This is a genomic window from [Actinomadura] parvosata subsp. kistnae (genome assembly GCF_900323885.1).
Taxonomy (GTDB): Bacteria; Actinomycetota; Actinomycetes; order Streptosporangiales; family Streptosporangiaceae; genus Nonomuraea; species Nonomuraea composti.
In genome coordinates this window covers 914,635-927,463 of the sequence record NZ_OOHJ01000018.1, presented here as the reverse complement: position 1 = coordinate 927,463, position 12,829 = coordinate 914,635, and the positions used below count along the sequence as shown (strand labels likewise).

The 12,829-nt window shown below is 70.9% G+C and carries 9 protein-coding genes; 8 read left to right on the top strand and 1 reads right to left on the bottom strand.

The window, feature by feature from the left end; all coding sequences use genetic code 11:
* The first annotated feature begins 85 nt into the window (after positions 1 to 85).
* Positions 86 to 2,089, top strand: coding sequence for a VanW family protein (locus KIS93_RS24340; protein WP_080045491.1), 2,004 nt, complete (start codon positions 86 to 88; stop codon positions 2,087 to 2,089).
* 713 nt (positions 2,090 to 2,802) lie between these two features.
* On the opposite strand, the gene KIS93_RS24335 is transcribed toward KIS93_RS24340, so the two are convergent.
* Positions 2,803 to 3,870, bottom strand: coding sequence for a PQQ-dependent sugar dehydrogenase (locus KIS93_RS24335; RefSeq protein ID WP_080045492.1), 1,068 nt, complete (start codon positions 3,868 to 3,870; stop codon positions 2,803 to 2,805).
* A gap of 38 nt (positions 3,871 to 3,908) precedes the next feature.
* On the opposite strand from KIS93_RS24335, the gene KIS93_RS24330 reads away from it, so the two are divergent.
* The 7 genes from KIS93_RS24330 to KIS93_RS24300 all read left to right on the top strand — a co-directional run bounded on the left by KIS93_RS24330 (position 3,909) and on the right by KIS93_RS24300 (position 12,828).
* A complete protein-coding gene (locus tag KIS93_RS24330; RefSeq protein WP_080045493.1) occupies positions 3,909 to 4,817 on the top strand; it encodes a 2-hydroxyacid dehydrogenase in 909 nt (302 codons plus the stop codon).
* A gap of 236 nt (positions 4,818 to 5,053) precedes the next feature.
* Positions 5,054 to 7,684 carry a putative bifunctional diguanylate cyclase/phosphodiesterase gene (locus KIS93_RS24325; protein WP_230465820.1) on the top strand — a complete coding sequence of 877 codons (2,631 nt, stop codon included), beginning with the start codon at positions 5,054 to 5,056 and terminating at the stop codon, positions 7,682 to 7,684.
* 205 nt (positions 7,685 to 7,889) lie between these two features.
* The gene (locus tag KIS93_RS24320) at positions 7,890 to 9,629 is read left to right on the top strand and encodes an acetolactate synthase large subunit (RefSeq protein ID WP_080045494.1); all 1,740 of its coding nucleotides are present in this window, start codon (positions 7,890 to 7,892) and stop codon (positions 9,627 to 9,629) included.
* Entirely contained in the window at positions 9,622 to 10,146 is a 525-nt protein-coding gene (gene ilvN / locus KIS93_RS24315) for an acetolactate synthase small subunit (RefSeq protein ID WP_080045495.1), read from the top strand. The genes KIS93_RS24320 and ilvN overlap by 8 nt, the downstream gene beginning before the upstream one ends.
* 23 nt (positions 10,147 to 10,169) lie before the next feature.
* Complete coding sequence (gene ilvC, locus KIS93_RS24310) at positions 10,170 to 11,153, top strand: ketol-acid reductoisomerase (RefSeq protein WP_080047534.1); 984 nt, start codon at positions 10,170 to 10,172, stop codon at positions 11,151 to 11,153.
* Between the two features lie 127 nt (positions 11,154 to 11,280).
* Positions 11,281 to 12,249 (top strand): NAD(P)-dependent alcohol dehydrogenase, encoded by a 969-nt coding sequence (locus KIS93_RS24305; RefSeq protein WP_080045496.1) that lies wholly within the window; start codon positions 11,281 to 11,283, stop codon positions 12,247 to 12,249.
* 54 nt (positions 12,250 to 12,303) lie between these two features.
* The gene (locus KIS93_RS24300) at positions 12,304 to 12,828 is read left to right on the top strand and encodes a PadR family transcriptional regulator (protein WP_080045497.1); all 525 of its coding nucleotides are present in this window, start codon (positions 12,304 to 12,306) and stop codon (positions 12,826 to 12,828) included.
* Position 12,829: the final 1 nt, after the last annotated feature.

The window sequence follows — 12,829 nt, the reverse complement described above, 5'->3', positions numbered from 1 at the left end:
CCGTAGCCATTTCCCGTGACATATGCGGATCCGCGTGCCTTACTGTTGCCTGAGACTTGGCTGCGGACCGGGAGGAGATTGAGGCGTGCGTAACGCCGGACCGATCGAATCACCGACCGACCCGTTCGCCTCGGTGCCCTTACCCACGTCGGCCGTCTCCAGGAAGCCGCGGATCGAAGGACTCCCCCCGGGCGTCTCCCGGGACATCTTCGGCCCGCCGGAGCGAACGGAGCCCCGACCGGCCCAAGGCCCGAGCGCCCCGGACGGTACGTCGGGCAAGCCCGCGCTGCCCCCGGTGGCGCCGCCCGCGCAGCCCTGGCCCATGGCCGCCGACAAAGAGCCGCAGAGCCGGCCCGCCACCGCGTTCGGCACGCCCGAACGGCCCTCGCCGTTCGAGCCAGAACCGCCCCGGCGCCGCCGGCTGCTGCCCGGCCTCGTCGTGCTCGCGCTCGTACTGGCCGCGCTCGCGTACGTGGTGCCGGCCGTCCTCATGTCCGGCTCCGTCCTGCGCGGCACCCGCGTCGCCGGCGTCGACATTGGCGGCCTCACCGTGACCCAGGCCGCCGACAAGCTCCGCACCGAGCTGGCCGCCAAGCTCGGCAAGCCCGTCGTCGCCGACATCGGCGGCAAGAAGGACACCATCCAGCCCGACGAGGCCGGACTGGAGCTCGACGTCGTCGCCACCATCGGGCAGGCGCCCAGCGGGTTCCCCACCCCCGAGGAAGTGTGGCGCGGGCTCTTCGGCACCACCGAGCTGCAGCCCCGCATCAGCGTCGACTCCTCTCAGCTCACCCGGACCGTCGAAGGGCTCGCCGAGAGCATCGACAAGCCCGCCGTCGAAGGCCGCGTCACCTTCACCGGCCTGCGGCCCAAGGCCCGCCAGCCCGAGGACGGCGTGCTGCTCGACCGCGACGACGCCGTACGCAGGATCAGCGAGACGTTCCTCAAAGGCGGCGGGCCCGTCGTCCTCACGCTCAGGCCCGCCAAGCCCGCCACCACCCCAGAAGCCGTCACCGCCGCCCTCGCCAAGGCCAGGGCCGCCGTCGCCGCGCCCCTGACGCTGACGCTCGGGGCCAAGCAGGTGCAGGTCCCGCCGGCCATGATCGCCGCGAACCTCACGTACAACTCCGACGGCGACGGCACCCTCGCGCCCGAGTTCGACGCCAAGAAGGTGCTCGCCGCCGTCGGCGGCGGCCTCGTCGACGCCGCCCAGCAACCCCGCGACGCCTCCTACCAGATCGTCAACGGCAAGCCCGTCCTCGTGCCCGCCCGCACCGGGCGTGGCGTCAACGACAAGCTGCTCGCCAGGGACGCCGAGAAGGTCTTCGCCGACGGCGGGACCCGCACCATCCCGGTACGGCTCGGCACCGTCGCGCCCACCGTGGACACCTCCCAGATCCAGGGCCTCGGGATCAAGGAACTGGTCGGCGAGTTCACCACCACCTACGACTGCTGCCAGGCCCGGGTCAAGAACATCCAGCGGATGGCACAGGAAGTCGACGGGCACCTCGTCAAACCCGGCGACACGTTCTCACTCCACGACGTCGTGGGCGAACCCACCGTCGAGGACGGATACGTCGAAGCCGGGCAGATCGTCGGCGGGCGCATGGTCAACATCGTCGGCGGCGGCGGATCCCAGTTCGCCACCACCATGTACAACGCGGCCTTCTTCGGCGGCTTCGACGACGTCGAACACCAGCCGATGGACTACTACGCGCCCCGCTACCCCGCCGGGCGGGACGCCGCGCTCCTGTACCCCGACCTTGACCTCAAGTGGCGCAACGACTCCGAGTACGGGGTGCTCATCAAGACCGCCTTCACCGACACCTCCGTGACCGTCTCCCTCTGGAGCACCAAACGGTACGACCGGGTCGAGGCCGTGGAATCGGAGCGGCGCGACCTCACGCCGTTCCGGCGGGAGAGCAGCTCGGCTCCTGACTGTCTGCCTACGGTGGGGGAGCAAGGGTTCACGATCGACGTGACCCGCGTGTTCCACAAGGACGGCAAGGTGGTCAAGAAGGACAAGAAACTCACCACCAAGTACCGGCCCCAACCCCAGGTCACCTGCACGGGAACCGGCACCGGCTGACGCCCCGGCCCGCGGCCCCTGGGCCTCACACCCCAGGGCCTCGGCCTGTGCGGCGCCGTAGCGGGCTGAGGTCCTTCCGGGGGAGAGGGCGCTGCCCTGCGCCCCGCCCCGCTCGTCCCGTGCCGGCGCCCGCCCCGCTCGTCCGGCGCCCGCCCCGCTCGTCCCGTGCCGGCGCCCGCCCCGCTCGTCCGGTGCCGGGCCCCGCTCGCGTCGCTGCGCCTGCCTGTGCCGCCCCGCCCCCCAGGGCCGCCGTGCCGCGCTCCCGCCCTGCCGCGCCGCGCCGCCGTGCCGCCCCGTGCGGCGGTCTCGCGGTGCCGCGTCCGCGCTGGCCGCGCCACGTCCACGCCGCCCCGTGCCGCGCGTTACTCGCGTCGCTGCGCCTCCTCGCCTCGAAAGGACCTCAGCTTGTGCGGCGCTGTTGCCGGGCTGAGGTCCTTTCGAGGGGAGGGCAGCCGCGCTGCGCCTGCGCTTCGCCCTGCCCCGCCTCGCTCGCGCTGCCCCCGCGCCGGCTCGCGCTGCGTCCCGCCCCGCCGGCCCGCGCCGCGCCCGCCCGTGCGGCGCCGTAGCGGGCTGAGGTCCTTTCGAGGGGGGAGGGCAGCCGTGCTGCGCCTGCGCTGGGCCTTGCCGTGCCTCGCTCGCGTCGCGTCCCGCCCGCGCCCGCCCGTGCGGTGCCGTAGCGGGCGGAGGATCGCCGTGCCCGAGCGGGGCGGGGGTCAGGAGGGGGTGACGGACATGAGGCGGTCGTCGCCGGCCCGGGGGGAGCCGCGGCCGTCCTTGTTGCTCGTTCCCACCCACAACCCCCCGCCCGGTGCGGCGGCGATGGCGCGGAGGCGGCCGTAGCGGTTGGTGAAGCGGGCCACCGGGGCGCCGGCGGAGCCGTCCTCGCCCAGAGGGATCTGCCACAGGCGGGCGCCGCGTAGTGCGGCCACCCAGAGGGAGCCGTTGGCGTAGGCCATGCCGGAGGGGGAGGCTTCGGAGGTGGACCAGGTGAGGATGGGGTTGATGTAGCGCTGGTCGTTGCCGCGCCCCTCGACCTCGGGCCAGCCGTAGTTGCCTCCGGGCTGGATGCGGTTGACCTCGTCGTAGGTGCTGGCGCCGAACTCGGAGGCGTACAGGCGGCCGGAGCCGTCCCAGGCGAGGCCCTGGACGTTGCGGTGGCCGTAGCTGTAGATGAGCGTGCCGAACGGGTTGCCGGGCGCGGGTGCCCCGTCGACGGTCATGCGCAGGATCTTGCCTCCGAGGGAGTCGGTGCGCTGGGCGAGTGAGCGGTCGCCGGTTTCGCCGGTGGTGGCGTAGAGGTAGCCGTCGGGGCCGAAGGCGAGGCGGCCGCCGTTGTGGATGCCGCCTTTGGGGATGTCCTGGACGAGGAGTTGCTGGTCGGTGAGCCCGCCGTCGGTGAGGCGGTAGCGGACGATGCGGTTGTCGAGCTCGCCGGTGTAGTAGAGGAAGATCTGGTCGTCTTTGACGGCCACGCCGAGGAGGCCGCCTTCGCCGTCGGGGCGGGCGTCCTCGATCTTGGCGAGTTCGGTGACCCGGCCGATGGGGGTGATGCGGAGGACGCGGGCGGTGTCGCGTTCGGTGACGACGGCGTCGCCGCCGGGCAGGAACGCGATGCCCCAGGGCACGGCGAGCCCGGTCACGATGTCCTTGGGGTCACTCGGGGCGGGCCCCGCCGACACGGCCGCCGTGGGGAGGACTTCTCCGCCGCGGTCGGAGCAGGCCGTGAGCCCGGAGCATGCCGTGAGCGCGGTCAGTAGCATGATCGTCCAGAGCTTCCTCATGTGTTCCATACTTCCCCCGTAGTCGTAAGGTTCTCCGCATGAAGACCTGGGTTCCGTCCGATTCGGTGGCTGATGTTCTGTCCGAGCTTCCCGGCGTCGAATGTGCCGTCTATGACGGCACGTCCTCGATGCCGGACGGGGTGGAGGAAGTGGAGGTGTGGATCCCTCCGCTGGTGACGGTTCCGGACGTGCCGGGGACGCTGGCCAGGATGAGCTCGTTGCGGCTGCTGCAGACCGTGACGGCGGGGGTGGAGCCGTACCGGCCGCACATGCCGGAGGGCGCGGTGCTGTGCAACGCGCGCGGCGTGCACGAGGCGGGCACCGCGGAGTGGGCGGTGGGGGCCATGATCGCGGTGCTCAGGGAGTTCCCGGGGTTCGTGGACGCGCAGCGCAGGGGCGAGTGGACCTACCACCACACGGACGTGCTGGCCGACTCGACGGTGCTGATCGTCGGCTACGGCTCGATCGGCGCGGCGCTGGAGCGGCGGCTCGACGGGTTCGAGGTGGAGATCGTCCGGGTGGCGCGCAGCGCCCGGGAGGGCGTGCACGGCATGGACGAGCTGCCCGCGCTGCTGCCGCAGGCGGACGTGGTGGTGCTGCTGGTGCCGGCGACGGCGGCGACGGCGGGGATGGTGGACGCCGCGTTCCTGGCCAGGATGAAGGACGGCGCGGTGCTGGTGAACGCGGCCAGGGGCGGGGTGGTCGACACCGACGCGCTGGTGGCGGAGCTGAAGGACGGCCGGCTGCGCGCGGCGCTCGACGTGACGGCGCCGGAGCCGCTGCCCGAGGGGCACCCTCTGTGGAGCGCGCCGGGCGTGCTGATCACCCCGCACGTGGCGGGCAGCACCCCCGCTTCGGTACGCCGCACGCTGCGGCTGGTCCGCGCCCAGGTGGAGCGGTATCTCGCTGGTGAACCCTTGGAGAATGTCATCACCGACTCGTACTGAGAGGATCCCCGAACGTGGCTGGTCCGTGACCTTCGGTGCGTACGGTTGCGTTTGCAGGGAGTTCCTGACTCACTGTCAAGGAGCTCTTGGCGGCAATTGGTCTGTCTGGTTATCAGATCGGTGACGACATCGGCGTTGTCACCACCCGCGCACCCACGACAGCACACACTGGCGAAGTGATCGACCGGGCTTCGGCGGTCACTGGTGCAGAGTTCGAGACGGGATGGGCAACGACTGTGATCCGCTGGCGTGATCCCCGGGTGCCGCCGGCCGCCGCTGCGGCGGCCGGCGCGGTGGCGTTCGCCGCCGCCCTCCTGACGGAGAGCCCGGCCTTGGTCACCGGAGCGGTCGCCGGTGGGATCGCGGCGATGGTCGCCGCAGTCTCCTTGCTGATCGCCTCGGTGAAGCAGGCGGCCACGCACCGCCCGGCGGCGATGGCCGCGCGCTGGATGAGCGGCGGTGCCGTCATCTGGACGGCGGGGGTGGCGCTGCGGCCGTTCACCGAGAACGCGTTCGACAGCTTCGCGGACATGTTCATGCTGGTCGGCACGGTGGTCACGGCGAGCGGCGCGTTGATCGCCGCCGACCGGAAGCTTTCGGCGCGGCTCGCTTTACGGCATCTCACCGACGCCTACCTGTGCGCGGCCTCGCTGTTCCTGATCGGCTGGATGGTGGCGCTGCGGCACGTGTACGCCGAGACCGCCGACGCGCCGGCGTTCACGCTGGTCATGCTGCCGCCGCTGGTGGGGCTGCTGGTGACGTTCGCCGTGGTGCCGTCGGTGCTGACCAGCAAGGCGTCGTCCTGGCTGCTCGGCCTGGCGGGCGTGGGGGTGCTGGCCACGATGACGGTGGCGGGCCTGTCGGCGGCGGTGGCCCGGCTCATGGACGTCGAGCCGCAGCTGTGGGCCGTCATGCTCGCGCCTGTGGCGTTCCTGCTGCTGGCGGCGGTCCCGTGGGGGCCGCGGGTGCGGCAGGTGGCCCGGCCGGCGGTCGGGCACGCGGTCGCGATCGTGCCGCTGGCGCTGGTGGCCGTGGCCGCCGGGGTGCTGCTGGTCCAGCAGGCCGGCGGGCGCACCGGGGCGCCGGTGACCGGCGTCGTGGTGGTGGCGGTCTCCGTGGTGCTGCTCCTGCTGGTGCGCCTGTTCGTGGTCTCGGCGGCGAACGTCCGCCTGCGCGGGCTGGCCAAGCTGAGCGAGCGCCAGCTCAGGGAGCTGGCGGAGAGCACCGGCGACGTGGTGTTCACCTGCGACTACGAGGGTGTCGTGCGCGAGATCGGCGCGGGCGTCGAGGTCACCTACGGCTACAGCCCTGAGGAGCTGGTCGGCGGGTCGATCTTCGACTACCTGCACCCCGAGGACGTGCCGGGCATCCAGGTCGCCATGCGCGCGATGAACCTCGACGAGGACAACACCGCCCCCGGCGCCTGCCTGATCGCCTGCCGGGTGCGCGCGGCCGACGGCACCTGGCGCCCCACGGAGTCCGTGGCGACCCGCCACGCGGGCGGCGAAGACCTGCTGCTGGTGACGACGAGAGACGTCAGCGACGAGGAGGCGCTGCGCAACCAGGTGGCCCACCTGACCTTCCACGACGGCGTCACCGGGCTGCCCAACCGCGCCTACTTCGAGGAGCGCACCCGCGAGGTGCTGGCGGGCCGGACGTCGGGCCCCGGCACGGCGAACGTGGCGGTGATCTTCCTCGATCTCGACGGTTTCACCTCGGTCAACGACTCGGTCGGGCACGCCAGCGGCGACTACCTGCTCGGGCAGGCGGCCCGCAGGCTGCGCGGCGCGGTGCGGGCCGACGACACGCTGGCCCGGTGGGGCGGCGACGAGTTCGCGGTGCTGGTGGAGACGGGCGGCGACGCGCAGGTGGCGGTGGACCTGGCCGAGCGGCTGGTGCGCGCGGTCTCGCAGGAGCCGTTCCGGGTGGCCGACCGCGACGTGGCGCTGACCGCGAGCGTGGGCGTCGCCTTCACCGAGGACGACCTGCCGGCGGGCGATCTCATGCGTAACGCGGATGTGGCGATGGCCCGTTCCAAGGAGCTGGGCGGGCGGCGGGTGGAGGTGTTCGCGGCGCAGATGCACGCCGACGTGATGCGCCGCCTGGAGCTGGCCGCCGACCTGCAGCGGGCGCTGATCGAGCAGCAGTTCGCGATCGAGTACCAGCCGGTGGTGGACCTGGCGACCTCGCGGGTGACCGCGGTGGAGGCGCTGGTGCGGTGGTGGCGCGGGTCGGTGTTCGTGCCGCCGGAGCAGTTCCTCGACGCGGCCGAGGACACCGGGCTGATCGTGCCGCTGAGCGAGTGGATCCTGCGGGAGGCGTGCCGCGAGGTGGCCGCCTGGCGGGCCTCGTCGTGGGACATCGGGCTGTCGCTGAACCTGTCGGCGCGCCAGATCATGGCGCCCAGGTTCGTCGAGACGGTCGAGGAGGCGCTGACGGAGAGCGGCCTGCCCGCGTCCATGCTGACCCTTGAGGTGATCGAGGAGATGCTGGTCGAGGACGCCGAGGAGACGATCAAGCGGCTGTCGGAGCTGCGGGCTCTGGGCGTGCGGCTGGCGATCGACGACTTCGGCACCGGCTACGCCTCGCTGGCGTTCCTGCGGCAGCTCCCCGTCGACATGATCAAGATCGATCCGTCGTTCGTGTCGGGGCTCGGCAAGGACGACACGCTGACCCTGCTCACGCGCACGATCGTGCGGCTCGGGCACGACCTCGGGCTTATCGTGGTGGCTGAGGGGATCGAGCGTCCTGAGCAGCTCGAACTGCTGAAGCAGATGGGCTGCACGAGGGGGCAGGGCTTCTTGGTGGCGCGGCCGATGGCGGCGCGCGGGGTCGACTCGCTGATGCGTACGAGTCTCACTGTTTGAGACTTGTGTCCACGAAGTTGGCGCGATGGCGTTCCGAGCGGCTATGGTGTAGGCCATGCTTCGCAGTGAGATTCTCGTAGTACTTCGCCGGCGCGCAGGCCGATAGCGAAGCACGACGACCTGCGCGCCGCCCCAGACCCGCCGTCTAGGTGGGAAGGGGCATTTTTTATGTCCTTAAGCGAGTAGCCACGCAAGGAACGAGCCGATGACCGAACGGATGACAGGTGCACAGGCCCTGGTCAGGGCGCTGGAGCACGTGGGAGTCGACACAGTGTTCGGGATCCCGGGCGGTGCCATTCTGCCGGCCTACGATCCTCTCTACGACTCGACCAAGGTCCGGCACGTGCTCGTACGGCACGAGCAGGGCGCGGGTCACGCGGCCGAGGGCTACGCGCAGGCCACGGGCAAGGTCGGGGTGTGCATGGCGACCAGCGGCCCCGGCGCCACGAACCTGGTGACCCCGATTGCCGACGCCTTCATGGACTCCGTGCCGATCGTGGCGATCACCGGTCAGGTGGCCTCCCCGATGATCGGCACGGACGCCTTCCAGGAGGCGGACATCTCCGGTATCACCATGCCGATCACGAAGCACAACTTCCTGATCACCGACGCGAGCGAGATCGCCCGCACGATCATGGAGGCGTTCCACATCGCCTCCACCGGCCGTCCCGGCCCGGTCCTGGTGGACATCTCCAAGGACGCGCTCCAGGCCGAGACCACGTTCTCGTGGCCGCCCACCATGCAGCTGCCGGGCTACCGCCCGGTCACCAGGCCGCACTCCAAGCAGATCCGCGAGGCGGCGAAGCTGATCGCCGAGTCCAAGCGGCCCGTCCTGTACGTCGGCGGCGGCGTCCACAAGGCGCGCGCGTCGGCCGAGCTGCTGCAGCTCGCCGAGCTGACGAAGATCCCGGTCGTCACCACCCTGATGGCCCGGGGCACGTTCCCCGACAGCCACCCGCAGCACATGGGCATGCCGGGCATGCACGGCAGCGTCTCCGCCGTGGGCGCGCTGCAGAAGTCGGACCTGATCATCGGCCTGGGCGTGCGCTTCGACGACCGGGTGACCGGTGACCTGTCGTCGTTCGCCCCGTACGCGAAGGTCGTGCACGCCGACATCGACCCGGCCGAGATCTCGAAGAACCGCCACGCCGACGTGCCGATCGTGGGCGACTGCAAGGAGGTCCTCACCGACCTCATCGCCGCCGTCCAGGCCAGTGGCCAGAAGGGCGACTACGACGAGTGGTGGGCGACGCTCAACGGCTACAAGCAGACCTACCCGCTGGGCTACGACACCTTCGACGACGGCTCGCTGGCCCCGCAGTACGTCATGGAGCGCCTGAGCGCGATCGCGGGCCCCGACACCTACTACGTGGCCGGGGTCGGGCAGCACCAGATGTGGGCCTCGCAGTTCATCGACTACGAGAACCCGGGCACGTTCATCAACTCGGGCGGCGCGGGCACGATGGGCTTCGCCGTGCCGGCCGCGATGGGCGCCAAGATGGGCTGCCCCGACGCCACGGTGTGGGCCATCGACGGCGACGGCTGCTTCCAGATGACCAACCAGGAGCTGGCCACGTGCGCGCTGGAGGGCGTGCCGATCAAGATCGCCATCATCAACAACGGTAATCTCGGCATGGTCCGCCAGTGGCAGACGCTGTTCTACGACGAGCGCTACTCCAACACCAACCTGCAGGCCCCCCGCCGCATCCCTGACTTCGTCAAGCTCGCGGAGGCCTATGGTTGTGTGGGCCTGCGGTGCGAGCGTCCCGAGGACGTGGACGCCGTGATCAAGAAGGCCATGGAGATCAACGACGTGCCCGTCGTGGTCGACTTCGTCGTCCACGAGGACGCCATGGTCTGGCCCATGGTCGCGGCGGGCACCAGCAACGACGACATCAAGATCGCCCGTGACATGGCGCCGAGGTGGGAGAACGAGGATGAGTAGGCACACGCTGTCCGTGCTGGTCGAGAACCGGCCGGGCGTGCTCGCCCGGGTGTCGGCGCTGTTCAGCCGCCGGGGGTTCAACATCGACTCCCTCGCCGTCGGGCCCACCGAGCACGACGACATCTCCCGCATGACGATCGTGGTGAGCGTCGAGGAGCTGCCCCTTGAGCAGGTCACGAAGCAGCTCAACAAGCTGGTGAACGTGCTCAAGATCGTCGAGCTCGACCCGAACCAGTCGGTGCAGCGCGAGCTGATGCTGATCAAGGTGAAGGCCGACTCCGAGAGCCGCTCCCACGTGCTGGAGCTCGTCAACCTCTTCCGCGCCCGCTGCGTCGACGTGGCGGCCGACGCCGTGACCATCGAGGTCACCGGCACCCCCGACAAGCTGGAGGCCTTCGTGAAGGTCCTCGAGCCGTTCGGGATCAAGGAACTCGTCCAATCGGGCATGGTGGCCATCGGCCGCGGCGCCCGCTCCATCACCGACCGGTCCCTCAGGGCACTGGACCGTACCGCCTGAAAGGTTTTGAGCAAGTGACCGAGATTTACTACGACGACCAGGCCGACCTGTCGATCATTCAGGGACGCCACGTGGCCGTGCTGGGGTACGGCAGCCAGGGCCACGCCCACGCGCTCTCCCTGCGTGACTCCGGCGTCGACGTGCGCGTCGGCCTGCCCGAGGGCTCCAAGAGCCGTGAGAAGGCCGAGAACGACGGACTGCGCGTGCTCACGCCGTCGGAGGCGGTCGAGGAGGCCAACCTCACGATGATCCTGGCGCCCGACCACATCCAGCGCCACCTGTACGCCGAGCACGTCGCCCCCAACCTCGTCGAGGGCGACGCGCTGTTCTTCGGCCACGGCCTGAACATCCGCTACGGCCTCATCGAGGCCCCGGAGGGCGTGGACGTCTGCATGGTGGCCCCGAAGGGCCCCGGCCACCTCGTGCGCCGCCAGTTCGAGGCCGGGCGCGGCGTGCCGTGTCTGGTGGCCGTGGAGAAGGACGCCTCGGGCAAGGCGCTCGACCTCGCGCTGTCCTACGCCAAGGGCATCGGCGGCACCCGCGCGGGCGCGCTGCGCACCACGTTCAAGGAGGAGACCGAGACCGACCTGTTCGGCGAGCAGGCCGTGCTGTGCGGCGGCGTCTCCGAGCTGATCAAGGCGGGCTTCGAGACGCTGATCGAGGCCGGCTACCAGCCGGAGGTGGCCTACTTCGAGTGCCTGCACGAGATGAAGCTCATCGTCGACCTCATGTACGAGGGCGGCATCTCGAAGATGTACTGGTCGGTCTCCGACACGGCCGAGTACGGCGGCTACACCCGTGGCCCGCGCGTCATCAACGAGGAGTCGCGCCAGGAGATGCGCCGCATCCTCGCCGAGGTCCAGGACGGCACCTTCGCCCGCCAGTTGGTCGAGGAGTTCGACAGCGGCCAGAAGGAGTTCCAGCGCTACCGTGACGAGCTGGCCGAGAACCCGATCGAGAAGACCGGCGCCAAGCTCCGCCCGATGATGAGCTGGCTCAAGGCCTGATTCCGTAGAGAGCGGCGGCCGGGAGGATCTTCCTCCCGGCCGCCGCTTTTTGTTCGCCCGCGAACGCCTCGCGAGAGGTACTGTTTTCATGCGTCAGTATTTTCTTTCAGGTGTAAGAGGAGCTGAAATGAAGGCCGTTCGCCGTCACGTCTACGGTGCGCCCGAGGTCATCGAGCTGGAGGAGGTCCCCAAGCCGGAGATCGGCGACGACGGGGTGCTCGTCCGGGTCCGCGCGGCCGCGGTCAACCCGGGCGACTGGCACCTGCTCAGGGGCACCCCGTACGTCCTGCGGGCCGTGTCCGGCCTGTCGAAGCCGAAGGTCCCCGGGTTGGGGGCCGACTTCGCCGGGGTCGTCGAGGCGGTGGGCAAGGGCGTCAGCCGGTTCCAGCCCGGCGACGAGGTGTACGGCTGCGCGCCTGGCTCGTTCGCCGAGTACGTCGCCGTCCCCGAGGGTGGCCCGATCGCCGCCAAGCCCGCCGGGCTGACGTTCGAGCAGGCCGCGGCCGTGCCCACGTCGGCGATGACCGCGCTGCAGGCGTTACGCGACAAGGCGGGCCTGGAGCGGGGGCAGAAGGTGCTCGTCAACGGCGCCGCGGGCGGCATCGGCACGTTCGCGGTGCAGCTCGCCAAGGCGTTCGGGGCCGAGGTCACCGGCGTGTGCGGCGGCGCGAACGTGGAGCTGGTCCGCTCGATCGGCGCCGACCACGTGATCGACTACACCAAGGAGGACTTCACCCGCACCGGCCGGCGCTACGACGTCATCCTCGACAACATCGCCAACCGCACGGTGGGGGAGTGCCGGCGGCTGCTCACCCCGGCCGGGGCCTACCTGAGCAACAGCGGCGGGGGCGGGCGCTGGGTCGGCGTGATGGGCCGCGTCATCCGGCTGAACCTCACGAACCTGTTCGTCCGCCACACGCTGCCCACGTTCGTGACCCGCGAGAACGCCGCCGACCTCGCCGCGTTGCGCGAGCTGATCGAGGCGGGCGAGGTGACGCCGGTCGTCGAGCGCGTCTTCCCGCTGGCCGCGGTGTCCGAGGCGATCGCGCACGTGGAGCGGGGGCACGCGAAGGGCAAGGTCGTCATCGTTCTGTGAAAACGCGATAGTACGTCTTTACCGCGATATATCGTTCGATATAGCATCCGACACATGATGAACGCGCGCCGAAACCCGGGCGCGGGCGGGATGGGCCCCACGGGCCGCTTCTTCGGGCCGGGCGAGCTGCGCCTGGCCGTCCTCGCCCTGATCGCCGAGCAGCCCGGCCACGGCTACGACGTGATGAACCGCCTCGCCGACCGTTTCAACGGCACCTACGAGCCCAGCGCCGGCTCCATCTATCCGACCCTGCAACTGCTGGAGGACGAGGGTCTCGTCCGCGTCGAGCCCGCCGACGGCCGCAAGGTCCACCACCTCACCGGCGAGGGCCGCCGGGTCGTGGCGGAGCAGGCCGAGGAGATCGAGCGGCTGTGGAGCCGGGCCGCCAGCAGGGGCGAGTGGGGGCTGTTCCGCGAGCCGGAGGCCGCCGAGATCATCGGCCCCGCGCTGCGGCTGGTCAAGGCCGCCGTGAAGACGCTCGCCCACGCCCACGGCGACCCCCGCGTGGTCGAACGCATCCAGGAGGTCTTCGTCGACGCCCGCCACCGCATCGAGCAGCTCGACCCCCGGAGGAGGTAGC

What these genes read in the sequence shown, in the direction of transcription:
- KIS93_RS24300 (WP_080045497.1), top strand. Translation starts at nt 12,304, where the DNA reads ATGATGAACGCGCGCCGAAACCCGGGCGCGGGCGGGATGGGCCCCACG.
- KIS93_RS24335 (WP_080045492.1), bottom strand. Translation starts at nt 3,870, where the DNA reads ATGAGGAAGCTCTGGACGATCATGCTACTGACCGCGCTCACGGCATGC.
- KIS93_RS24305 (WP_080045496.1), top strand. Translation starts at nt 11,281, where the DNA reads ATGAAGGCCGTTCGCCGTCACGTCTACGGTGCGCCCGAGGTCATCGAG.
- KIS93_RS24330 (WP_080045493.1), top strand. Translation starts at nt 3,909, where the DNA reads ATGAAGACCTGGGTTCCGTCCGATTCGGTGGCTGATGTTCTGTCCGAG.
- ilvN (WP_080045495.1), top strand. Translation starts at nt 9,622, where the DNA reads ATGAGTAGGCACACGCTGTCCGTGCTGGTCGAGAACCGGCCGGGCGTG.
- KIS93_RS24320 (WP_080045494.1), top strand. Translation starts at nt 7,890, where the DNA reads ATGACCGAACGGATGACAGGTGCACAGGCCCTGGTCAGGGCGCTGGAG.